The 23,494-nt window shown below is 61.8% G+C and carries 21 protein-coding genes; 7 read left to right on the top strand and 14 right to left on the bottom strand.

Going from position 1 to position 23,494, the window contains the following annotated elements; genetic code table 11:
* Positions 1-12 precede the first annotated feature (12 nt).
* The 3 genes from JFT58_RS23620 to JFT58_RS23610 all read left to right on the top strand — a co-directional run bounded on the left by JFT58_RS23620 (position 13) and on the right by JFT58_RS23610 (position 3,383).
* A complete protein-coding gene (locus JFT58_RS23620) occupies positions 13-615 on the top strand; it encodes a DUF4136 domain-containing protein (protein ID WP_054896402.1) in 603 nt (200 codons plus the stop codon).
* Positions 616-658: 43 nt separating this feature from the next.
* Positions 659-1,216, top strand: a complete 558-nt coding sequence (locus JFT58_RS23615; RefSeq protein ID WP_054896403.1) for a DUF4136 domain-containing protein — start codon at positions 659-661, stop codon at positions 1,214-1,216.
* A gap of 223 nt (positions 1,217-1,439) precedes the next feature.
* The gene (locus JFT58_RS23610) at positions 1,440-3,383 is read left to right on the top strand and encodes a pilus assembly protein TadG-related protein (protein WP_054896404.1); all 1,944 of its coding nucleotides are present in this window, start codon (positions 1,440-1,442) and stop codon (positions 3,381-3,383) included.
* A 547-nt stretch (positions 3,384-3,930) separates the two neighbouring features.
* Here the strand turns inward: JFT58_RS23610 and JFT58_RS23605 are convergent.
* Entirely contained in the window at positions 3,931-6,681 is a 2,751-nt protein-coding gene (locus tag JFT58_RS23605) for a PAS domain-containing sensor histidine kinase (protein WP_054896405.1), read from the bottom strand.
* On the bottom strand, positions 6,678-7,115 hold the full coding sequence (locus JFT58_RS23600) for a TadE/TadG family type IV pilus assembly protein (RefSeq protein ID WP_003188217.1): 438 nt from the start codon (positions 7,113-7,115) through the stop codon (positions 6,678-6,680). The genes JFT58_RS23605 and JFT58_RS23600 overlap by 4 nt, the downstream gene beginning before the upstream one ends.
* A 71-nt stretch (positions 7,116-7,186) precedes the next feature.
* Between JFT58_RS23600 and JFT58_RS23595 the strand changes: the two genes are divergently transcribed.
* The gene (locus JFT58_RS23595) at positions 7,187-7,690 is read left to right on the top strand and encodes a prepilin peptidase (protein WP_054896406.1); all 504 of its coding nucleotides are present in this window, start codon (positions 7,187-7,189) and stop codon (positions 7,688-7,690) included.
* A gap of 71 nt (positions 7,691-7,761) precedes the next feature.
* Entirely contained in the window at positions 7,762-8,547 is a 786-nt protein-coding gene (locus JFT58_RS23590) for a response regulator transcription factor (protein WP_034125881.1), read from the top strand.
* Positions 8,548-8,683: 136 nt separating this feature from the next.
* Here JFT58_RS23590 and JFT58_RS23585 read toward each other — a convergent pair whose 3' ends face one another.
* The 8 genes from JFT58_RS23585 to cpaB are packed head-to-tail and all read right to left on the bottom strand — an operon-like array spanning position 8,684 to position 16,110.
* The gene (locus JFT58_RS23585) at positions 8,684-8,956 is read right to left on the bottom strand and encodes a DUF3613 domain-containing protein (protein WP_034125882.1); all 273 of its coding nucleotides are present in this window, start codon (positions 8,954-8,956) and stop codon (positions 8,684-8,686) included.
* 10 nt (positions 8,957-8,966) lie between these two features.
* A complete protein-coding gene (locus JFT58_RS23580) occupies positions 8,967-9,692 on the bottom strand; it encodes a tetratricopeptide repeat protein (RefSeq protein ID WP_034125883.1) in 726 nt (241 codons plus the stop codon).
* A 10-nt stretch (positions 9,693-9,702) separates the two neighbouring features.
* The gene (locus JFT58_RS23575; protein ID WP_054896408.1) at positions 9,703-10,590 is read right to left on the bottom strand and encodes a type II secretion system F family protein; all 888 of its coding nucleotides are present in this window, start codon (positions 10,588-10,590) and stop codon (positions 9,703-9,705) included.
* Between the two features lies 1 nt (position 10,591).
* Complete coding sequence (locus tag JFT58_RS23570) at positions 10,592-11,473, bottom strand: type II secretion system F family protein (RefSeq protein WP_054896409.1); 882 nt, start codon at positions 11,471-11,473, stop codon at positions 10,592-10,594.
* Positions 11,474-11,482: 9 nt separating this feature from the next.
* Entirely contained in the window at positions 11,483-12,754 is a 1,272-nt protein-coding gene (locus JFT58_RS23565) for a CpaF family protein (protein ID WP_054896410.1), read from the bottom strand.
* Entirely contained in the window at positions 12,751-13,944 is a 1,194-nt protein-coding gene (locus JFT58_RS23560; RefSeq protein WP_034125887.1) for an AAA family ATPase, read from the bottom strand. Before JFT58_RS23560 ends, JFT58_RS23565 begins: the two co-directional genes overlap by 4 nt.
* A complete protein-coding gene (locus tag JFT58_RS23555) occupies positions 13,941-15,146 on the bottom strand; it encodes a type II and III secretion system protein family protein (protein ID WP_054896411.1) in 1,206 nt (401 codons plus the stop codon). Before JFT58_RS23555 ends, JFT58_RS23560 begins: the two co-directional genes overlap by 4 nt.
* Positions 15,147-15,165: 19 nt before the next feature.
* Complete coding sequence (cpaB, locus tag JFT58_RS23550) at positions 15,166-16,110, bottom strand: Flp pilus assembly protein CpaB (protein ID WP_054896412.1); 945 nt, start codon at positions 16,108-16,110, stop codon at positions 15,166-15,168.
* 337 nt (positions 16,111-16,447) lie between these two features.
* On the opposite strand from cpaB, the gene JFT58_RS23545 reads away from it, so the two are divergent.
* The gene (locus JFT58_RS23545) at positions 16,448-16,645 is read left to right on the top strand and encodes a Flp family type IVb pilin (protein WP_034125890.1); all 198 of its coding nucleotides are present in this window, start codon (positions 16,448-16,450) and stop codon (positions 16,643-16,645) included.
* 53 nt (positions 16,646-16,698) lie between these two features.
* Positions 16,699-17,103 carry a response regulator gene (locus JFT58_RS23540; protein WP_034125891.1) on the top strand — a complete coding sequence of 135 codons (405 nt, stop codon included), beginning with the start codon at positions 16,699-16,701 and terminating at the stop codon, positions 17,101-17,103.
* Positions 17,104-17,331: 228 nt separating this feature from the next.
* Here JFT58_RS23540 and JFT58_RS23535 read toward each other — a convergent pair whose 3' ends face one another.
* The 4 genes from JFT58_RS23535 to JFT58_RS23520 all read right to left on the bottom strand — a co-directional run bounded on the left by JFT58_RS23535 (position 17,332) and on the right by JFT58_RS23520 (position 23,483).
* Positions 17,332-19,014 carry a ShlB/FhaC/HecB family hemolysin secretion/activation protein gene (locus tag JFT58_RS23535; protein WP_034125892.1) on the bottom strand — a complete coding sequence of 561 codons (1,683 nt, stop codon included), beginning with the start codon at positions 19,012-19,014 and terminating at the stop codon, positions 17,332-17,334.
* A 186-nt stretch (positions 19,015-19,200) separates the two neighbouring features.
* Positions 19,201-20,979: a collagen-like triple helix repeat-containing protein gene (locus tag JFT58_RS23530; protein ID WP_081089324.1), complete on the bottom strand. Its 1,779-nt coding sequence runs from the start codon at positions 20,977-20,979 to the stop codon at positions 19,201-19,203.
* A 300-nt stretch (positions 20,980-21,279) separates the two neighbouring features.
* Positions 21,280-22,128, bottom strand: a complete 849-nt coding sequence (locus JFT58_RS23525) for a MaoC family dehydratase (RefSeq protein ID WP_054896413.1) — start codon at positions 22,126-22,128, stop codon at positions 21,280-21,282.
* A 2-nt stretch (positions 22,129-22,130) separates the two neighbouring features.
* Positions 22,131-23,483 carry a 3-oxoacyl-ACP reductase gene (locus JFT58_RS23520; RefSeq protein ID WP_054896414.1) on the bottom strand — a complete coding sequence of 451 codons (1,353 nt, stop codon included), beginning with the start codon at positions 23,481-23,483 and terminating at the stop codon, positions 22,131-22,133.
* Positions 23,484-23,494 lie beyond the last annotated feature (11 nt).

Raw genomic sequence — 23,494 nt, 5'->3', positions numbered from 1 at the left:
TGGGAGGTCGACATGCGTCGTCTCGGTTTAATCCTGTTGTCTCTAGGCCTTGGGGCGTGCTCGAGCCCCAATCCTTACGTCGCCAGTTCGGCACCGATGCCGACGGCGCCCGCCCAGGCGGCTACTACCTTTGATGCCAGCGCCTACCCCGCGCCGGTGCGCGACTATGGTGCCTACCGCAGCTGGGGTTGGCTCAACGGTCAGTTGCCGGCGGGCACGGCCTGGGCCGATTCGGCGCAGATTGCCGAGGCGGTCAGCGGCGCCCTCGATCAGCGAGGCTTGCGCCCCTTGCATGACAAGCGTGCGCCCGACCTGCTTGTGAGCGCCGATGTACGCCTGGAAAAACGCCTGCGCCAGGTCCAGGACGATTATGGTTACGGCTACGGCGGCTATAACCGCTATGGCAACGGTTACGGCATGTACAACAGCGTGCCCGTGGTGCGCACCTATGAAGTGACAGTGGCCGTGGCGCGTATCAGCCTGTTTGATGCGCGCACCCGCCAGCCGGTGTGGAGCACCAGTGCCGAAACCACCAGCCAGGGCAGCCTGAGCGAACGCGCCGATAGCTTGCGCAAGGCGATGCAGAAGGCAATGGCTGCCTATCCGCCCAGTTAGCAGCTATTCTCATTACAGGCCCACGTTGTTTTTGGAGAACACCATGCTTCGTCGCATCGCTGCGCTTGCTGTTGTCATGTTGCTGGGCGGTTGCCAGAGCAACCAGGTCAACCACGATTTCGACGCCAGCCGAGACTTCGGCGCCTACCGTAATTGGGCCTGGAAAGACCCGGCGTTGCAGTACCGTCCCGATGACCCGAGGATCAAGAGCGACCTCACCGAGCAACGCATCCGCCAGGCCGTGGGCGAACAGCTGGATCAGCGCGGTATGCGTCCTGCGGCGGCGGGCACCAAGGCTGACCTGAATGTACAGGCCTACCTGATCGTCGAAGACCGCCAGCAGCAAGTCACCACCAACTATGGCGGTGCCTGGGGCGGCCCGTGGAATGGTTACTGGGGCGCGCCGATGTACAACGAAACCCGCAATATCACCTACAAGGTCGCGACCATCCAGATCGACCTGCTCGACGGCAAGGACGGCAAGCTGGTGTGGCGCGGCAGCGACGAACAGATGATGGCCAGCACGCCGAACCCCGAGGAACGCAACAAAGCCATCCGCAGCACCGTGACCAAGATTCTTTCCAACTACCCGCCGCGCTGATCGCTCACTGTAGGAGCGAGCTTGCTCGCGAAAAACGTCAACGATAACGCGTACTTCCTGAATCAACGCGGCGTCTGTAGGTTTTTCGCGAGCAAGCTCGCTCCTACAGTATCAGGGCGTATCAGGGCATCTCCGCCAGTCGCCAATGTGGCGAGTTGCCAGCAACCTGCCGAAGCCTTGTCTACACTCCAGTGCAACGGAGAGTTAGCGCAGGAGTGCTTCGATGTCTCCCCGATTCGGCTCCAGACAGCGTGGTGCAATTGGCTTGATGGCGGCAGGCACTTTGGCCTTGGCCTTGGTGTTTACGTTGCTGGCGGTCGACAGCGGGCGCTTGTATTTGGAAAAGCGCAAGCTGCAATCCGTCGCCGATACCTCGGCGTTGGAGGCAGCCAGTCTCGGTGGCCAATGCGGTACCAACACCACCGCAAACGCCTATGCCACGCAAAATGCGGCGCGCAACGGTTTTGTGGTCGGTAATGGCAGCACCCTGGCGGTGACATGCGGCACCCTGGCGACCAATGCTCTGAACACCCGTGTGTTTACCGCTGATGCCACCAAGAGCGACGCTATCCGCGTGGTGGCTTCCCGCACTGTGATGACCAGCGTTGCCAATGGGCTGTGGAACCTGTTCAGTGGTGCGCCGATTACCCCGCAAATCAACTTGAGCGCCACCGCCGTCGCGGCGACACCACCGCCCGTGGCGCAGCTGTCGATCCGCAGCAGCCTGGCCAGCGTCGATTCAGGCAAATCCCCGCTGCTCAACCTGGTCATCGGCAACCTGCTCGGCGGCAACCTTTCGCTCACGGCGGCGGGTTGGAACGGCTTGCTGCAGACCAACGTCAACCTGCTCAGTTATTTGGACCAACTGGCGATTAACCTGAACGTGAAGGCCGGTGACTACGATGCCTTGCTCAGTACCGCAGTCTCGGCTACTCAACTGATCGACGCTGCTGTGAAGGTTTTGCAGAAAAACGGTGCGGCGGTCACAGCGGTCGTCAATGACGTGATTTCGATTCAAGCCATTGCGCCCAACAGCAAGCTGTTGACCGTGGGTGACCTGATTGACATCGCCACCGGCACGCCGACGGCGGCGCTGAATAGCAACGTGCAATTGTTTCAACTGTTGGAAGCGGTGGCGCAGTTGTCCAGCAGCAAGAATGCGGTGAGTGCGGCGGCGCAGGTCGCGATTCCGCTGGTGGGCAATGTGTCGATCCAGACCAAGGTCATCGAACCGCCGCAGCTGTCGGCCATTGGCAATCCTATGCTGGCCAAGAAGGGCTTGCAGAATACCCCGCCGACCGATCAGATTTTTGTACGCACCGCGCAAGTGCGCACGTTGGTGACCGTGCAGGCGCCGATCATCAAGGCGGTCTCTGGCGTGGCGTCCATATTGACGGGCCTGGGCACGCCGGTGTCCCAGGTGGTCAAGGGCTTGTTGAACCTCAACCTGCCGGCGGTGGTTGGCGGTGTGTTGTGCCTGGTGGCCTGTAATGTGGCTGACGTCGATGTCACCACATCGCTGGCCATTTACATCGAAGCCGGCAGTGCGCAAACCAATGTCACGGATTTCAATTGCGACTCGCCGGCCTCCAAATCCTTGACGGTGAAAACCACTACGTCCCTGGCGACCCTGGCGGTCGGTACAGTGGATCCGGTGGCGGCTTTTTCTTCCTCCGCAGCAGTCGATGTGCAGCCGGTCAGGCTGATCGATTTTGGCCAGCGCTACTGTGTGGTCCTGACGCTGCTGTGCAGCCCCAACCGTACACCCAATGTGGGGGGTGGTTTGCTGTTGAAAGCCAACTCCACCATTGCCGCGCAAACCAGCACGATGGTGTTTGCGCCGGTGGCCGAGATGAATGCGCCGCCCACCTACAAGTTCGCGCCGGGCACCGCCAATATCGTCGGCAGCCTGGCGGCGACCCTTAATGGCTTGCAGGTGACTTACGCACCGCCCAGCGGCAGTGTCTCCAGTGGCGCGTTGGCTGGGGTTGCCGGGCTGTTGGCGACCATTACCACGGCGGTGGTGGGGCTGATCCAGAATGTGCTGTCACCGATTCTCGACCCTGTCGTCAACACCTTGCTCAGCGCCTTGGGCATCAACCTGGGCAATGCCGAAGTCGGTGCCAATCTCTCTTGCCATATGGGCCGGGCTTCTCTGGTGATTTAGCCTGTTGGTCTATCTGATGCACCGCGTTCCAAATGTGGGGGCTTGTCTGGGATGGCGGCCTGACAGCCGACGCCTATCTGGCTGGCACCCCGCGTTCCAAATGTGGGAGCTGGCTTGCCTGCGATGGCGGCCTGCCAGTCGACGCCTATCTACCTGACCCCCCGCGATCCAACTGTGGGAGCGGGCTTGCTCGCGAAGGCGGCCTGGCAGTCAACACAGTTGGAACGTGTACATATCCATTCCTGCGGTAACGGCCACTTAGGGTTCCGCTTTTACAGCGGCTCACTTTTGAAAAGAGCCCAAAAGTAAGCAAAAGGCTCTTGCCCCACCACTCGGCACCTCGCCTAGGCTCGGTGTGCCCGCAATCCGCCAGTGATTTGGGGGGCCGCCGCCACGCGCCATCCATGGCGCGGGGCGGCTAAACCGGCATCCCTGCCGGTTTACCCCCCAAATCCCTGTCGAATTCCGGCCAGCGTGGTTTGACGGGGCGCCTAAGATCAAAAGCAGAGCAAGAGCAAGAGCAAGAGCGGCTCGCTTCGCATCGTGGTTAGCTGATTGAGTTTTGCGCGATGGGTAACTCGACGCAGAATTTCGCGCCGGCCTCGCCGTTGGTGACGCTCAGGCGCCCACCCATGTTTTCCACAATCCCATAGCTCACCGAGAGCCCCAATCCGGTGCCGACGCCTATCGGCTTGGTGGTAAAGAACGGTTCGAAAATCCGCTCCAACAGGCGCGGGTCGATCCCGCCGGCGTTGTCTTCGACCCAGATACGCACATGGCGGCTGTCGTGCTCGCTGTGCAGGGCAATCCAGGGGCGCAGGGCGGGGTCTTTTTCTCGCCGGCTGAGTAATGCGTCGCGGGCATTGACCATCAGGTTGATCAGCACCTGTTCCAGCTGGTCGACATAGCCTTTGACCTGCACCGAGAAGTCCGCAGGGCTGATGCGCACGTCTACACCTTTGCCGCGCAGGCCTTCGCTGAGCAGGGACAGGGTGCCCTCCAGCGCCTGCGCGGGGTCGAACGGTTGCTGCTCGATTTCCGAGCGGCGGCCGAACACGCGCATATGGTCGACCACCCGTGCCGCGCGTTGCACCTGGGCGTCGATACGCTGCAGTTTTTCCGTGAGGTAGTCGATTTGCACATCGCCATTGCCCAGGCGCTTGAGCACATTGGTGATGGCCATGTGCATCACGTTCAGCGGCTGGTTGATCTCATGGGCCAGGCCGGTGGCCATTTCGCCGAGGGTGGCCATTTTCGCGCTTTGGGTCAGTTGCTGCTGGGAGCGGCGTACTTCGGTGTTGTCGCGGCCCACGGCCTGCACTTCGATCAGAGCGCCTTGTTCATTGAAGACGCCACGGTCCGACCACACCCACCAGGCATGTTCGCGCCCCGGCAGTTGCAGGCTGATTTCCGCGGTGCTCACCGGGAATTCCGGGGTCAGTTGCTGAATGCGTTGCATAAAGGCGGCGCGCTGTTCATCCGACAGCCACTGGCCCAAGTCGATGCCTGGCAATTGGTCGGGCCGGGATTCCAGGTAATTGGCCAGCGGCGTGTTGCCGAAGGTGAGGATCAGGTCGGGACGGTAGCGACAGATCATCGCTGGCGAGTCTTCCACCAGGATGCGGTAGCGCTCTTCACTTTGGCGCACCTGCTCGGCGGCCAGGGTCGCCTCGGTGACGTCCAGCCAAAGGCCCACGGCTTCCACCGGCAAGCCGAGGTCGTCGCGCAAAAGCTTGGCTTCGTCGAGCAGCCAGTGGTAGTTGCCTTGCTTGTCGCGCAGGCGGTAGCGGCTGCGCACGTTGCCTTCGCGCAGCAGCTGGCGGGTGCGTTCGAAGTAGTGTTCTCGGTCGTCGGGGTGGATCAGCGCCGCCAGGGTGTCGTGGTTGCAATCGGCCAAGGTCCAGCCCAGCAGCGGCAACAGGCTGGCGCTGAAAAACGCTGGGTGCAGCGCGCCGTTGACGTAGCGCTGCACATAGATGACGGCCGGTGAGCTGGCGATCAGGTTGTCCAGGCGCGCATGGGCGGCGGCGGCTTGCAGTTGCTGGTTCTGGATGTCGCTGATGTCGAGCATGAAGCCGACCCAGCGCCGTTCATTGCCGGCTCCCAGCACTTGGCCTTGTATGCGGTACCACAGGGGCGACTGCTCGGACTCGGTGCGTTGCAGGCGCACGTTGGTCAGCAGTGGCTTGCCCAGGGCTTGCAGGTCTTGCAGGCGGCTGTCGAGGGCCTGACGGTCGGCGGGGTGGATGAGCTCGAGCCAGGTACCGAGGGGTTGGCGGGTGGGGCCGTCGTCCAGGCTCAGGTTGCGCAGCAATTGTGGCGCCAGTTGGATTTCCTGGGTAGCGGGCAACAGTTCCCACCAGCCAGTGCCGAGCAGGCCTTGCAGGGCTTCTACCCGTTCCAGTTGCTGGTGGTGACGCTGTTCGCGCAGACGGCCCAGCAGCGGCGCGGCGAGTGCTGCGCACAGGTTCAGCCAGTCACGCTCGCCGGTGTGGTGTGCCTGGCCGTTATAGAAGCCACACAGCAGCCACGCGGCGGCGCCATGGCTGTCGCGGTACGGCACCAGGAAGCCGTCGGCATTGCCAAATACACTGTGCAGGCGCGGGTTGTCGCTGCGCCCCTGGGCAATGTCCAGGCTAAGTGGTGTGTTGCCGTTGATGCTGTCCAGGCTGGTGCCCAGGTGTTGCCCGGTCTGCCACAAGGCCGGGGCGTCGTGAGCGGCGTAGTGACTGTAGATGCGCCAGCCTTGATCATCTTCGTCGAGCAGTGCCATGGCGACGCAGGGGATGCGCCAACGCTGGGCCACGCTGCGCAGGTGTTCGCTGAACACCTCGGGCAGGCGGTTGGGGCTGCACACGCGCAGCTGTTCGCTCATCAGGGCGGCGAGTTGGTGGTTCTGTTCGCGTTGCTGCACCCGTACTCGGTCGGCCAGCAGGTCAGTGATGTCCAGCAGGTGCAGGGCCCAGCCGTCGCCCTCCGGCTCGATCCAGCCGCGGGTATGCAGGACCTGGCCAGCAGCGCCCTGGAAGTCGAGGTCCAGGCCGTGTCGTTGCCACTCCTGCGGCGTGCCCTCGACACTCCGCGCGCTGTCGGCACACAGCAAGGTCTGCAAGGGGGGGTTGGGCGCGTTGGCAAGATGCTGGGCAAGCAAAGGCCTCAAGGTGCCTGAGATGTTCAGCACCCCACCCAGGTTGTCCAGTTGCAGTTGCAGGCCCGGCGCGGGGGTTGCTGGCGCGCCCAAGGCCAGGGCGCTGGTGCGCCCGCGCAGGCGTGCGAACAATTTATCCCCCGTCGTCAAAACTGAAGGCTCGAGGTAGCAGTGAGGTTGGTGGGCAGGTTGGGTACGGTGCCCACCCCGGGCAATACCAGGGCCGGCAAGACCGCTTTGATATTGGCCGAGGGGTAGGTGATCTTCACTGTCAGCAAATTATTGGTGTAGGTGGCGGTGATATAGCCGGGCAAGAATTTCAATGAGCCGGGGATCCAGTTCAATTGGGCCTGGGCGGCATCCTTGGCGCGTTGCACCACCAGGGCCGAATAGCCTGCGGTGCTGGGGTCCAGGGACACACTGCGGCGGACCCCTTCGGCTGCCGCTTGGTGAAATGACTGCATCAACAGCAGCGGCAAGCTGTAGCTGAGCATGCCGTAGAACACTGCAAAGAAAATCACGAAGACCAAGGCAAACTCGATCGCCGCAGCGCCTTTTTGCTTTCTCGGGAGGCTCGATTTCATGACTGCGTCTACCCTGAGTCGAGTACTTGATATCAGCATAGAATCATTCAGCCAAAAGGGATGTTTTTTACGTGATCCAGACGCTAGTGATTGTGCTGTGGTTGGGCGTATGTGCTGTGCAGGATATTCGCCAGCGCCAAATTTCCAATACGCTGACCCTGGGCGTCGGGCTGTTGGCGCTGATTTACCTGCTATGGGCGGGCTCGACCTGGCTGGGTGCGCCCCGCAGCGAGGGCGGCCTGGCCTTGGCTTTGGCACTGGTACTGACCTTGCCGGGCTATGCGTTGGGCCGCTTTGGCGCGGGGGATGTGAAGTTGCTAGCCGCCTTGGGGCTGGCCTCCAATATCGACTACCTGTTGGGGGCGTTGATCGGTGCCGGCATCGTCATGGTGGCCTGGACACTTATGCATCAATGGCTTAGCTCAAATCGCGTTGAGCGGGCAGGGCAAGCGTCAACAAAACAGCCCTTTGCGCCCTTCGTTTTGACAGGTTTTGCCGGCAGCTGGTTTTGGATCCATCAGTCGCACGAGTTGATTAATGCTATGTACATAGTCGGAAAGTACGTCTACGTTTAATGAGTAGTTGTGTAGGAGTTTTCGTCAGAAAGGATAGGTCATCATTTGGCTTGCCAGGCATGGAGTAGCGCGTGAACAAGCTTACGTCTGCAGTAAAAGTGCTCGTTGTCGACGATCAACCATTGATCGTGGAGGAACTCTGTGAATTTCTTGAAAGCAGCGGGTACCGTTGTGTCCCGTGCGAGTCCAGCCAGCAAGCGGTCCAGCGTTTTGGCGAAGACCTTCAGATTGGTTTAGTTCTGTGTGACCTGCATATGCCGGACATGGACGGCATCGAACTGGTCCAGGCGCTGCAACGGATCGCCGGCAAACATCGTGCGTTCGAAGCGATCATGCTCACCGGTCGTGCCGACAAACAGGATGTGATCAAAGCCCTGCGTGCGGGCATCGCCGATTACTACCAGAAGCCGATCAACCTCGATGAATTGCTCGAAGGCCTCAAGCGCCAGGAAGCGGCGTTGGAGGAACGGCAAAAAGACCTGCAGCTGGGCACGCTCAACCAGAAGTTGCAGTACCTGTCCGAATCGATCAATGACTTGTATATGGACTTGGACAAAGTGCGTCGCAACCCGACGCTCCAGGACCATGATGGGGACCCATCGGCCGATGAAGCCGGGCCGTTGGAGATCCCGGCGATTTTCAATCAGCTGTCACCGCGCCAGCTGGATGTGGCTCGCCTGGTGGGCAAGGGCCAGACCAACTATCAGATTGCCTGTGAATTGGGGATTACCGAGAACACGGTGAAGCTGTACGTGTCCCAGGTGCTGCGCCTGACCCATATGCACAACCGCACGCAGTTGGCGCTGGCGTTGTCACCGAGCAACTCGGCGATGCGCCAGCGGGTGACTGCGCACTAAAGGCCCAAGCAAACCTTGCAGGAGCCATCTTTCTGTGGCGAGGGAGCTTGCTCCCGCTCGACAGCGCAGCTGGAGTCGGCTTTTCTTGGGGGCGCTTCGCTCCCCAGCGCAAGCAAGCTTGCTCGCCACAGTAGCTTTACTTGCTTCCACTTTGCGCAGTGCCGCCTATTTTCTGATCAAAGAACTCCGGAATCGGGTGCTTGTTGCTGTCCAGCCAGCGCTTGAGCGCCTGTTCGCGTTCTGCCGGCGTGGTTTTCTGGGGGTTGGCCGAGGCTGCGCGCCCGCTCAGTTGCAGTGCCATCCAGTTTTCCGTTTCGGCCTGCCGGGGTGAAGACGGCCCCGCTTCGATGGCCGAAGCGAGGAGGGGCAGGGCCAGGCATGCAAGGCCGGCGAGGTATTGGAATTTCATCATCGACTCCTTATTTCACAGAGGCCGGCAGCGTATCGCTGACCGCCGCTACCTGATCTTTGACTGGGCGCTGCGGTGCCGTGCCAGCGTCCTTGAGGTGTTGCGCCCGTGCCTGGGCTCGGGTCACCTGATCAGGGCTCAACCCGAGTTGGCCGACCACTTTCGCGGCTTGCTCCCAGTTGTCCTGATAGATCAGCAAGGTCACCAGGTTGACCGCCGCTAATTGATCGCTCTGCTTGAGTTCGATGGCGGTCATGAATTCAAAGCGCGCGTCTTCAAGGCGCCGTTGATCGAGGTACACCACGCCCAGGTCGTTGCGGATTTTTTCGTCGGTGGGCGCCAGCCGTGCTGCGCGTTGCAGGTGAGCCATGGCCTGGCCGTTGTCGCCCTTGGCCGACGCCAGTTGCCCCAGGCCGTGCTCACCGTCGGCGGCCAGGCAGGTGCCCAGCAGGCTGCGGTACAACGGCTCGGCGTCGGGACGGCCTAGCAAGCGATAGGCACGGGCCTGGCGCTGACGAACCTGGGGCAGGGCGCTGGGCAGGTTCTGCAGGTTGGCAAGGCTGGCGTGCAGCTTGCCTTCGTTGGCCATGTCATCGGCCAGGTTCAGCGACAGCTCCTGGTCCGAGCTGGGCTTGGGGCAACTGCCCGGCGCCAGCAACCCGGCCCACGGAACCTGGCCGTTGCTGGCACAGCCGCCCAGCATCAGCAGGCTCAAGGCGACGATCAGTGGTTTCATGGCAGGCTCCTCAAAAGTTATTCAAGGCTCGGGAGATGGCGATCATGGCCGGCCCCCCGAGCACGATCAGCAAGGCGGGAAACAGGAACACCATCATCACCACGGACATCTTCGCGGACATCTTCGAGATGTATTCCTGCAGGCGGGTCAGGCGGCGGTCGTCAAGCAACTGCTTGAGGGCCAGCAAGGATTTCATCGCGCCGCCGCCCTGGTGGATCAACTGCTGAAGGATGATGCAGGTGTCGGTGAACTCATCCACGGCCAACAGGCGTGCGGTCTTGCCCAGCTCTTCGGACAGTTCCAGGCCCGAGTCGACCCTTGCCAGGATCAGGCGCAGTTCATGGGTCAGGTCTGGCAGCAAGCGCTGGGCTTCGGTGCTCAACACCCGCAGCGATTGCTCAACTGCCATGCCGGATTCGAACAGGATGCGCAGTAACGGAATGAAGGTGGAGATTTCCCGAGCGATACGCTCCTGGCGGTATTTCGCACTGAGGGCGAGGATGCGTTTGGGCAGCAAGTAACCGATGCCTAGGGCAATCGCCGGGGCAATCCAGGGTGAGCCGGCATGGGGAAACAGCAGCTGTTGGCCGAGCAGGGTCAAGCCCAGCAACACGATGGGCACACCGATCTGGAAAGCGGCAAACATGGAGCGCTGGTTGGCTTTACGCCAACCGACTCGGTTGAGCAGGGTCTGGGTTTCGTTGTCCAGGCTGACCGAGCGCTGGGCCACGGTGCTGGCGCCCAACTGGCGCATCAGGCTGCCGAGTTTGTCCTCGCGGGTCAGTTGGCCTTGCAGGCGTTGGCTGACCAGGCGTTGACGGCGCCTTTGCTCTAGCAGGTTGCCGACGATCAAGGCGACGGCGGCGAGCGACAACAGGATGCAAATCAGGATGGCCATCTCAAATACTCCGCAACATGCGCCACATGACGAAGGTGCCCGTGATGTCGAGCGCCACCGCGGCCAGCAGCAGGTGGCGCCCGGTTCCGTCATTCCACATGCTCATCAGGTAGCCCGGGTTGACCATCAGGAAGTAGCCGACCATGACGATAGGCAAACCCGCCAGCACATAGGCGGTCATGCGCGTTTCGCCAGTCATGGCCTTGAGTTGGCGCGCACCCTGTTCGCGCTCGCGGATCATCTTGATCAGGTTTTCCAGCAGCTCGCTGGCGTTGCCGCCGTAGCGGTGGTTGACCTTCAGGCCAAGAGCAAACAGGCGGAATTCATCGCGCTCGTAAAACTCGGCAAAGTCGCTGACCGACTCCGGCAGGCTCACGCCCATTTGCACGTTGCGCTGGATGCGGCTCATGGCCTGCTTGAGCGGCGCTTCGGTGCTGTCGATCGCGCCCAGCACAGCGTCCGCCAGGGTGCGCCCAGACTTGAGGCTGCGCACGCTGTGGTCCAGCAGCTGCGGTAATTGTTCGACCATGCGCTGCACTCGCCGTTGGTAGCGCCAGGCGATATACACCCGCAGCAGCAGCAGCGGCAGGATCAGCATGGCCAACAGTCCCAGCCCGCCGGCCAGCAGATAGCCCAGCAACATGCCCAGCGCCCAGCCGCTCAGCCACAAACCCAGGCGGTCGGTGGGCTTGCCCAGGCCGGCGCGCTGGAACATGCGCTCCAGCGCGACCCAGCTGCCGTTCGGCTCCTGGGGCACCGGCTGGCCGTCGCTGAGCCGCTCCAGCACCCGGTCGGTACCGGCCTGGCGCAACCCTCGCTGGAACAGCCAGACGGACAGGCTGATCAGCAGGATGCAAATGAGCAGCAAGACAAGTCCGGTCATGAGCCCTCTCTACAACGGCAATGCCGATTCGCGCCGCAGCTTGTCGCCGGCCGGGTTGAGCGCTTCGCGCAGAAAGCCGAAACCGGTACGGCGGTCGAGGCGGAACAGGGTGTTGGTGACATACACGTCGTCGCGCACCCCCACCACTTCCACCACCTCGCTGACGCAACGGCGCCCATCGGGCAGGCGCGTCAGTTGCACCACCACATCCAGTGCGGCACAGATCATCTGCCGCAGGGTTTTCTCCGCCACCACCCGGCCGGTCAGGCCCACCAGGGTTTCCAGGCGCAGCAACGCGTCCTGGGCATTGTTGGCGTGCACGGTGCTCATGGAACCGTCATGGCCGGTGTTCATGGCCGTCATCACGTCGAGCACTTCGACGCCACGGATCTCGCCAAGGATGATGCGGTCCGGGCGCATCCGCAGGGCGTTGCGAATCAGGTCGCTGGCCTTGACCTCGCCATGCCCCTCGGCATTGGGCGGGCGGGTTTCCAGGCGCACCACGTGGGGGTGGCCCAGTTGCAGCTCGGCGACGTCTTCGATGGTGACCAGGCGTTCGTGGGGGTTGATCAATTGGCTGAGGATATTGAGTAGCGTGGTCTTGCCGGTGCCGGTGCCGCCACTGATGAGGATATTGCAGCGCTTGCCCACCGCCTCCTGGAAGAACTCGAAGATGTTATGGTCGATGGTTTGCATCGCCACCAGGTCGCTGCTCTTGAGCATGTCCTTGCGAAATTTACGGATCGACAGGCACGGGCCGTCCAAGGCAATCGGCGGGATGATCGCATTGACCCGGCTGCCATCCGGCAAGCGCGCATCGACCATCGGCGACGACTCATCCAGGCGCCTTCCAAGGGGCGCGAGAATGCGCTGCATCACGCGTTCTACATGGTGCGCGTCGATAAAGCGCAGGTCGCTCTGGTGGAGTACTCCGTCACGCTCGATAAACACCCTGTGCGGGCCGTTGACCAGTATCTCGGTGATCGACACATCGCGCAGCAGTACTTCCAGCGGGCCGAAGCCGGTCAGCTCATCGACGATTTCCTCGGCCAAGCGCTCCATCTCATAGCGCGAAATCGCCAGGTGCATGCGCGTGATGTATTCGGCCACTTTGTCGATGACAAATTGCGCCAGGGATTGGCGCGAGCCTTCCAGCAGGTTCTGGCCCGATTCTTCGATGGCATCGATGATGTAGCGATGCAGCACCAGTTTCAGGCCGTCGTGATCGTTGTGCGCGGCACTTCCACGGGCCGGTGCGCCGAAGAGTTTTTCGCCGTTCATCGACTCGCTCCCAGCAGGCGTTCGAACCAGCGCGTCGAAGGTTTATCCAGTCCTTCGGTGCGTTTGGCCAGGCGCTCGCCCAGGTGGCGCAGGGCTTGGGTCAAGGCTTCGCGGGGGGCCAGGGTGAACAGGCTTTGCCCTTGGTTCTTGGCGTTCAGGCGCACTTCGGGGCTCAGGGGCAGCACGGCGATGCACTCCAGGCCAAAGCTTTTTTCCAGGGCTTCGGTGCCGGGGGCGCAGCCTTTGACGTAGCGATCGACGAGCAGCTTGGCATGGTCGAGCTTCATGCCTTTTTCGCGCCACAGGTTCAGCATCGCCAGGTTGCGCCGACAGTCGAGTACGCACTGGTCGGTGCACCACAGCAGCTTGTCGCAGTGGCTGACAAAGGTGCGCAGGGCTTCGCTGTCCGCTTGCCCGGTGAGGTTGACTACGATGTGCTGGAAGTGCTGACGCAAGGCGCTGAGCAGCATGTACAGCTCGGCGGCGCTGGTCATTTCCAACGGGTCATCGCTGGCGGCGTAGGCGAGGATCCGCAGGCCGTCGTCGGTGCTGGTGAACGCGCTGTTGATCAGGGTGGCGTCCAGGCGTCGCAGGTGGCGCAAGGCGTCACCGAAATTGAAGGTGCTGTCCAGGCCCAGCAGCGCCAGGCTGTCGCCCCTGGGCAGGCCGAGGTCGAGCATCAGCGTCTGCTGGCCGCTCTTTTGCACCACCATCGCCAGGTGGCTCGCCAGCAGGGCGCCATCGGTATTGCCCTGGGCACCGTAGAGCACGGTGAGGCCGCCAAGATGGGCGTTCGGCGCGCTGGGCGGCAAGCGCTTGCTCAGGCGCCGCACCAGCCCGGCCACTTCGCTGGAGCGTGAACCATAGGCGACAAAATCCCGCGCACCGGCACGCATGGCGTTGAGTACCAACTGGTTGTCCATGCCGTCGCCCAAGGCCACCACCGCCAACATCGGCTTGGCTTCCAGGGCGCCTTCGATCAAGGCGCTCTGGGCTACCAGGTGCTCGCGGTCCAGGCCCACGAACACCAGGTTGGCGAAGGTCACGTCCACCAGTGCCAGCAATTCATCCAGGCTGCCGCCGCCCACGTTGATCACTTGGCCAAGAGGGGCCAGGGCACCCTGGAGCCATTCCAGGTCGGTGCTGTTACGGGTGATTGCCAGGAAGGTCTGGCTCAGGCTATCGCTCATTGGGAAAGTCCACTGCGACGGTCGAAGTTGCCGTTTTCCAGGAAGAACAGGCGGAACCAGTTCGGGTCATAGGTGCGCAGTTTTTCGCCGGGCAGCGACGGCAACTGCGCATTGGCAGCCAGTGGCTGGACCAGATGCGGCGTGACAATCATCAGCAGTTCTTTCTCTTCGCTCTGGATATTGGAGTCGCGGAAAAACGCACCAAGGATCGGGATATCGCCCAGGCCCGGGAGCTTGGCGATGGTGGAGCGATTAGTGCTGCTGATCAGGCCGCTGATCACGAAGCTTTCACCGTCGGCCAGTGACACGCTGGTGTCGGTGCGCCGGACGGTCAGGGCCGGCACTTGAATGCCTTCGATGCGAATCGCATTGTTGTAATCCAGCTCGCTGACTTCCGGGGCGACTTTCAGGGCGATGCGGTTGTGGTCGATGACCGTGGGCGTGAGGGTCAGGCGAATACCGAACTCCTTGTATTCGATGGTGATGGTGTCGCTGCCGGCACTGGGCACCGGAATCGGCACTTCGCCGCCGGCCAGGAAGGTCGCGCTCTGGCCGCTCATGGCCACCAGGCTCGGGCGCGCCAGGGTATAGGCGAAGCCGCTGCTTTCCAGGGCGTTGATCAGTGCCTTGACCCGGCCACCGCCAAACCCGATGTTGAAGTTGTCGGCACTCACCGGCAATTTGAAAATGCCCTCTGACGGGGACAGCAAGTCGGGGCTGCCGAGGAAGAAGTTTTTACCCATGCCCAGGATCTTGGTGCTGGCTTCCTTGAGCTTGGTGCGGCTGACCTCGACGAAGCGAATATCGGTCTGCACCTGGCTGGGTAGCGTCGGGTCTTCGGAGGGCGACAGCGATTGGCTGGTCAGCGCCGAAGTAGCCTTGCCCTTGACGAACACCATGCTCTGGCGCGGCGTGGTCGAGCAGCCGGTCCACACCATCAGGCTGGTAGCGCCGCTGCCGACGCCAGTGAGCAGGAAATGGCGGTCGCCGTTGACCCGCACATCGGCAATTTTCGGGTCGCCGATAGCCAGGCGCGTAATCGCTACCGGCGACTGCAGCTCGGTCTGCAAGCCTTCGCCTACCTCGATCACGGCGGGCAATTGGCCCAGGGCGTTGCAGCTGCCCGATGCGCCCATCGCCATGCCCAGGGGCAGGCACGGCAGCATCAAGGCCAAGGCCAATTGAGCGTAGCGTTGGCTCATTCAAGGCATCCTTGTTCAATCAGGGGGTAGGTTGTGCTGCCGCCGCGCCGCGAATCACTTCGATACCCCGACGCTGGCCGGTGACGGCCACCGCAGGGGTGATTTTTTTCGGCGGGCCGCTGAGGGCCAATTGGGTGAATTGGTAGAGGTCGCGGTTGGCGCTTTGCACCTTGTCCGGGGTGTCGCTTTCACCGGCCCAGTAGCGGCTGAGCAATTGTTCGTCGGCACTGCGCACGGCCAGGCGCAGCGTGCCGGCTTGGGAAGCGAGCATCAACCGACTCAGCAATTGTTCGGGCACCGCCAGCACCACACTGCGCGCGGCGGTGCGACGTTGAGCCGCCTGGGCGCGTTCTTCGGCGGTGGCGGGTGGCGGTACTGCCGGGCTGCCGTCGTTGGCCAAACCCAGTTGGTCGCCGACGCTGAGCAGGCGAATCGCCGGGATGACCACCTGCGCCGATTGCTCGGCATTGGCATTGTCCTGGCGCAAGAACAACAAGACATCCACGTAGTCGCCGGGGCTCAACTGGCCACCGGCACCGATGACCTCGTCGACGGCGACGGCGAGCGCGCGTTCATCCGCACGAATCATGCGGGCCAGGGGGCCGCCGGCGGTGAAGCTTTCATCATTGAGCCAGGTGCCGGCACCCAGGGCCCGCAAAGGCGTACGACCGATGGCCTGGTCAACGCTGGTCAGGCTGCCTGCCGGCACGGTGCGCAGTTTTTCCACGGCTACATCGGCAGCGGTGAGGGGCACAAAAGGCGCAACCGCGTGCACCAGTACCACGACGGGCTGGCGGGTCTGGTCTTCCACGACTGCAACGGTTTTTTCCACGGAAATGACAGGTTGTGGCGAGGGTGCTACGGCAGGTGCCGGTGGACGGCTGAGCACCAGGCCCCAATACCCTGCCACCAGGGCTCCGATAAGCAGCAAGCCAGCCAGGACCATGCTGATGCGACTGTTCATGACGGCGCTCCCTATCCTGTTGCACTACTTTTATTCCCGTTAATCCAAACGAGTTAAATTCGCAACTGGGCTGTGATGAACAACTAACGATTTGGCTATTTGAAGGTAGCTCAGCTAGGACGAAATGCCATTACCGAACGAAAAATTTATCGATGTTTTTAGAATCGGGCCTTTAAACAACGGACTTGCAGGGCGCATGGAGCCACTAATACTTTATGATTAATTCATTCTTACAGTTGTGAGTGTTAAATTTGTTGACAATGCTCTAGTGGCACACGGCAATCATTGTGCGGGCCAGCTGTATCGGCGCTTTGTGGCGCATGAAGGAGATCTCAACATGATCCTTGACCTGTTCTTGAAATTTTATGTTCACGCTCAGTTATTCCTGCGTCGCAGAGATGGGGCGTCGGCTATTGAATATGTGATTATCGTCGCGATAGTTGCGTTGGTGATCGTCGGTATTGGTACTGGGCTTGGCGATAAGATAAAAGGCATCTTCGAGCAAGTGTCCGATGCGCTGCCAGCGGCGACTTAGCCGTCATTGCAGTATTCTTTCGTTCCGGTGATTCTTTTTATCAGGTACCGCCCATGACCCACCCTTCGTCATCCCGCCAACAAATCCTATTGGTGGACGACGAGGAGGATGCGCTGGTGGAGTTGGCCGAATCCCTCGAAAACGAGGGGTTCGTCTGTTTCACCGCGACCTCCGTCACCTTCGCCTTGCAAGAATTGACACTTCACCCTGATATCGCCCTGGTCATCACCGATCTGCGCATGCCCGAGGAAAGTGGTATCTCCTTGATCAAGCGCCTGCGCGAACATACCTCACGCTCGCATTTGCCTGTGATCGTGATGTCTGGCCATGCAGAAATGGACGATGTCAGCGATATGCTGCGCTTGCAGGTGCTGGACTTGTTTCGCAAGCCGATCTACCTGGTGCGCTTGCTCGATACCCTCAACAGCCTGTTTCCCCTCTCTACACCTGGTCGGTAACGGACCTGCACCGCTTATTAAATGTGGGAGCTGGCTTGCCTGCGATGATGGCCGAACAGTCAGCGACTAACTGCCTGACACTCCGAAACCCAACTGTGTGCGGGCTTGCTCGCGAAGGCGGTATGGCAGACAATCGAGATATGTACTCATTCCAACCCAATTAAATGGTCGACCCGAAGAGCGCCATCGCAGGCAAGCCAGCTCCCACATTGATTACAGGTGCCCTCGTCACAGTTGATAACTGAAGCTCAGCGTATACCGAGGCCTGCGATTGAAGCTGTCCAGGGCGATATCCGACATTGGCTTGGCCGCTTCCAGCGCGATGTTGTAGTACTTGTTGTCGCCAAAGCGTAAACCTACCGCCGCCGACGACATGTCGTTGGCCTTGACCGGCAGGTCGTTGAACCAGGATTTGGCGCGATCGACTACGACGTAGGGTTGCAGGATTTTCACCCAGTTGCCGGCGCGGTTGAAGCTGTAGTTGACCTCGTACGCCACCCCCCAGCCTTTGTCGCCCGAGCCTTGGTCGTCCGGGTAGCCGCGGCCGAAATTTTGCCCCCCGAAGGTGGCGCGTTCGCTGTCGGGCAGGGTGTTGTTGCTCCAGTACAGCGCGCCGGAAAGTACGCCTTGCCAGTTGTCGAAGAACTTGTCGCTTTGCACGCCGGAGAGGCGCAGGCGGAAGAAGTCGAGGTCGGGTTTAGCCACGTCCAGGTCACTGCGGGCCTTGGCGCCCAGGCCATCGATGCCCTGGTACAGGCCACCGCTGATGATGCGTAGGCGTCGCGCGTCGGCTTTGCGCCAATCTCCTTCGAAGGCCAGGGCGCGCAGGTTGGATTCGATGTCGAAACGCAACGGGTAACCCACCAGTTTATAGCGCGTGGTCTGGTCGACCGCGTACAGGCGTGTGCCCAGGGTGAAGGACTCGGTCGGGGAGGCAATGAACGGGTGGCTCAGGCCGATGGAGTAGCGGTCGATGGACTGGTGCGGCTTGAGTTCGAAACCGCCGTCCAGTTGCACGCTGCTGCTGGGGTCGGCGCGATAGCGCTCGGCGGCGAGCGCCAGTTGGGTGCCTTCGGCATTGATGAATTGGTTGTAGTCCACGCGGTAGTAATGCTCTTTGTCCTCGCCGGGTGGGAACAGGCCGCTGACGCTGAGCTGCTCGCCCATGGACGTCTGGGAATTGCTGGTGGCGCTCAGCAACGCTTGCGTGCCGCCACGGCTTTTCTGCACCAGGCTCATGCTGGTGGTGAAAGGTTTGCGGCTGGCCTGGATCTGCATGTGCGTGGCGCCATCGGTGGTGCCTGGCGGCGGTACTTGCGCTTGTACGCTGAGGCCGGGGATGCGGCTCATCAGCGTGGTATAGCGCTCGAAGGTCTTGCGAGTCAGTGGGCGTTCGGCCAGGAGCTTTTGCGCGAGTTTATCGACGTAGGCCGACACCGAACCAATGTCGCCGGTTTGTTGATAGTCCTTGATGTAGCCTTCCACCAGTACCACGCGGACCAGGCCATTTTCGAAGTTCTGTTGCGGCAGGAAGGCGTAGGACAGCAGGTAGCCATCCTCCTGATAACGGCGGGTGATGCCACGGGTCGCTTCAATCAGTTGCGCAAGGTTGGTTTCACGTCCAATCAACGGCGCATACACCTGCGCCGTCTCGGCGAGCGGGTAGACCGTTCCTCCTTCGATCTGCAACTTTCGAATAGTGACCTTGGTGTCCATCAACAGCGGCTGGCCTGCAGTCGGCGGCGCCTCGGGTACTTGGGTTTTCGACGTGGGTGGTCGGTAGGCGTCCGCGGGCAGGTTGGGTACCGGCAGGGTGCGGACAGTGTCGTTGCTGTTGAGAAAGCTGGGAAGGGTCTCGGCCTGGGCGTAAGCACTGAGGGTGAGCAATAACAACGGGGTCAACACGCGCATAGGACACTCCATGGTCAACTGCAGCAGCGCTTCGGGCCCGCCGGGTTCTGGGACGCGGTTCGGGAGGGCGGCGACTGTTCACAGGTGTCGCTGCCCATAAAAAAGACGAGAGACTTATTAAAGGTCTCTCGTCTCAACCAAGCGTAGGCGCTGTAGGGGAGGCCGTCTAATCGGCCAGGTGCATTTCTATTTGCCGGTCAGGCCATTCAACAAACCGCCCAGACCGCCTGTGGCCGTAGTGCCGCCCGTGGTGGTGGCAGTGCCGGTTGCTGTGGCGGTGGTGCCGATATTCAGGCCGCCGAGCAAACCACCGCTGGTGCCGCCAGTCGCGCCGCCGGTTACCAGGCCACCCACCGAGGCGACGGTGCCGCCGACCGCTGTGACGGTGGTGCCTACCGCGTTGGTGATCGGGTTGGCATTGGCTGCCGTCAAGTTAGTGCCCACGCTGCTCACAGCGCCGCCGACTTGAGTCACCAGACCATTGACCGGAGCACCCACCCCGGTAGTGGTGCCGATGGTTTGGGTCAGGTTGGTGACGCCGCTGGTCACAGGGTTGAGCGCTGCGCCGACATTGGCCGCTACGGTGGCGACCGGTGCGGTAGCTGCGGTGTTTGCTACACCTGTGCCACCCAGCGCAGTGCCCAGCGACGCAACGGTGCCGCCGACTGCACCACCGGTCACACCCGTTGCACTGACTGTGCCGTTGGTATTGCCCACGTTCAGGCCGGTACCCACGTTAGCCACCAGGCCACCCACCAGTTCCGGAATGCCGGGAGCCGAGGTGCCACCGGTTGGGGCGACATAACCACCTGATTTATCCAGTGTGCCACCGACGCCAGTGAGTACGGTGCCGACAACGCCGGTGACCGGGTTGCCCGTGCCGCCCGTGCTGGCGACTTGAGTACCCAAGCTGGTGACGGTCGAGCCGACCTTATCCAGTACGCCATTGAGTGGAGTGCCCAGGCCGGTTGCGTTACCCAGGTTGCCGGTGGTGTTTTCCACCAGCGACACCACAGGCACCACGACTTTGCTGCCCAAGGTGTTGGTCAACGAACCCAGCGGGCCGGTGGTGCTGGCCGTACTGAGGGTATCGCCAAGCATGGTGACGGTGGTGCCGACTTTATCCACGACGCCACCTACCGCAGTGCCCACTCCGCCTGTCGCGCCGCCGACCACAGGTATTCCGCCGAGAGTGGTTGACAGTGTTTGGCCGGTGGTCGAGAGGCCGCCGCCCAGGTCGGCCACGCCGTTACCTACGCCTGCCACCGTGGTGCCCAAGGAGTTGGTGTTGGTGCCCAGTGAGCCCAAGCCGGCGGTTACGCCAGTGCCGATGCTGTTAACGGCGGTGCCTGCCGAGGTGACCAGGCCGCCAGCGGTTGCGCCGACGATGGGTACGCCATTCAACGTCGAACCCAGGTTACCGACCGCTGTACCGACATTGCCCACAGTGGTGCCAAGGGTGCCGGCAATCTGGCCGGTGACCAGTGGGGTGGTTGTCGAACCTGTTCCGCCACCTGTTCCGCCGCCAGTGCCGCCGCCGGTGCCGCCGCCGGTGCCGCCGCCGGTGCCGCCGCCGGTGCCGCCGCCAGTACCACCGCCAGTTCCGCCGTCACCACCGCCCGTGCCACCGCCCGTGCCACCGCCGGTTCCGCCACCAGTACCGCCGTCACCGCCGTCTGTGCCACCACCGGTTCCACCGCCAGTACCGCCGTCACCGCCGCCTGTGCCACCACCGGTTCCGCCGCCAGTACCGCCGTCACCGCCGCCTGTGCCACCACCGGTACCACCGCCTGTACCGCCATCACCGCCACCAGTACCGCCTCCGGCACCTGCACCTGCATCCGGCGATGACGCCGCCACGCTGGATTTATGCCCGCCACCACCGCTGCTGCAGCCGCCCAGGCTCATTGCCAGAATCAGGGCCAGCGCGGTACTTGCTTTCCAAAACACGACTTGAGTTTTCATGATTGAGTTCCTTGCACCTGGTACAACCTTGGTTGTTTCAAACCTTCGTTACTTCTTCGGATAACGATAGGTTTGTCCGTGTGGCTATCTCAGGCGAGGGCACTTTTTCACGCAACGCTCAACTTGGTATTAACGATTTATATACATCCGGCCATCGTCGGCTTAATGACTAATACCAAAGGTGTAATGGAAGGGTGTTTCAGGATTTTTATATTAGTAAAATCAAAGTGTTGTAAATAAAGACGGACCTCGTAAGGTCCGCTATAACTTAGGGTGTATATATACAATTAATCAGGGTTTTCAGGCAGTCGGCTGCCACTGCCCCAACATATGTTGTATATCCCCAGCGCCTTTGAGTTCCAACGTCCCGCTGGAACCGGCCGCGCTGCTCATCAATATCACTTCACTGGGCAGGCGCACCGGCTTCATGAACGCGACGTCGATTTCAATATTGGCGGCCGGTAAGTGTTCTGCCAGCGCCGCGAGAGTGCGCGCCTTGTTCCATAACCCGTGGGCGATGGCCTGGGGAAAACCGAACAACTTCGCGGTCGGGGTACTGAGGTGGATGGGGTTGTAGTCGCCAGACACTCGGGCGTAGCGTCGGCCAATATCAGGGGGGGCTTTCCAGCGCGTCAGTTCGGTAAGCGTTCCTGGAGTCTGCGATCCGCTGTCCGCAGCTTCGCCTTCAACCTTTACGCCCCGACATAGCATTTGGCTTTCGCCCTCCCACAAGAGCCCAAGGGCATCCTCGACAACCGTCACGATGTCAAAGGTGGCCCCCTTGGGATGGGGGCTGAGATTACGTGCGTAGACACCGACACTCACGTCACCCACGCCACCCAACGGGCGATGAATACGGATGCGATTGCGCAGGTGGATCAACCCCAGCAACGGAAACGGAAAGCTCTTGTCCGTCAGCAGTTGCAGTTGCAGGCCGAACGCGAGGATATGCGGATAAGTCGCCGGCAGCATCGGGCTGTCAGCAAAACCGCACACCTTGCGGTACGCGGCAACGGCGCTGGGGTTGATACTCATCCGGCAGCGCAACCCACATTCGGGCAGTGAGCTGCCGGTGATCTTGCGCTTGAGCGCCGCACGCCAATACAGCGGCAGTAGGGGCGGGGTGCTGTCCAACGTTTGCCATTGCATGCTTACGCTCCCAGAAGACTTTGCCCACACACCCGCAGCGCTTGGCCGCTGACCGCACCGGAACCCGGCTGGCTCAGCCAGGCGACGGCTTCGGCCACGTCCTGGGGCAAGCCACCTTGGCCCAGGGAACTCATGCGGCGCCCGGCCTCGCGCAGGGCGAAGGGAATATGCGCGGTCATCTGGGTTTCGATAAACCCTGGCGCGACGGCGTTGATGCTGATCCCACGCTCCTTCAACAGCGGCGCCCAGGCTTGAGCCAGGCCGATCAACCCGGCCTTGCTTGCGGCATAGTTGGTTTGCCCACGATTGCCGGCGATGCCACTGATGGAAGCCAGCAACACCACCCGTGCATTGTCCTGCAGGGTGCCGCTGTCGAGCAGGGCCTTGGTCAGCACTTGCGCAGCCTTGAGGTTGACCGCCAGCACTGCGTCCCAGTATTCCGGGGTCATGTTGGCCAGGGTTTTGTCGCGGGTGATGCCGGCGTTGTGCACCAGGATGTCGAGCCCGTCTGGCAGGTGCTCGATCAGTTGGCGTGCGGCATCTTCGGCGCAGATATCCAGGGCCACCGTGCGTGCATTCAGGCGTGCGGCCAGGGCTTCAAGGTCGGCCTTGGCCTGGGGCACATCGAGCAGAATGACCTCGGCGCCGTCGCGGGCCAGGGTTTCGGCGATGGAGGCACCGATGCCTCGAGCGGCGCCGGTAACCAACGCCTTGCGCCCGGCCAAGGGGCGCGTCCAGTCTTGCACCGGTGTGTCGCAAGCTGACAGGCGAATCACCTGGCCCGATATATAAGCGCTTTTGGGCGAGAGAAAAAACCGCAGCGCGCCCTCCAACTGGCCTTCGGCACCGTCGCCCACGTACAGCAACTGCAGCACGCCACCGCTGCGCAACTCCTTGGCCAAAGAGCGGCTGAACCCTTCCAGGGCGCGCTGGGCGCTGGCGGCGAACGGATCGCTGAGGCTTTCCGGCGCCCGGCCAAGGATCACCAAGTGGGCACTGTGGTCGAGGTTTTTAAGCAGTGGTTGGAAGAATTCGCGCAGCTGCTTGAGCTGGTCGGTGTGCTGCAAACCGCTGGCATCGAACACCACCGCCTTGAGCTTGGGGCCGTGTCCTGGAATCCACGCGGGTGCTGTCGAGGCTTCGGCGCCGTAGCTGTAGACGGCGTCGGTGAGTCGGTTGGCAAATGCCAGCACCTGGGTAGCCAATGCGCCACCGCCCAGCAGCAGCGCACCTTCGACCGGGCGCAGGCGCCCGGCTTGCCAGCGTTCCAGGCGTACCGGTGACGGCAGGCCAATGGCGGCGACCAGGCGATGGCCGAGGCTTGAGTTGGCGAAGTCGATATAACGGTCAGACATGGAACGCTCTC

Source organism: Pseudomonas sp. MF6767 (genome assembly GCF_016405475.1).
Lineage (GTDB): Bacteria > Pseudomonadota > Gammaproteobacteria > Pseudomonadales > Pseudomonadaceae > Aquipseudomonas > Aquipseudomonas paracarnis.
The sequence above is the reverse complement of the archived record's forward strand: the minus strand, read 5'-3'. Positions and strand labels throughout refer to the sequence as shown.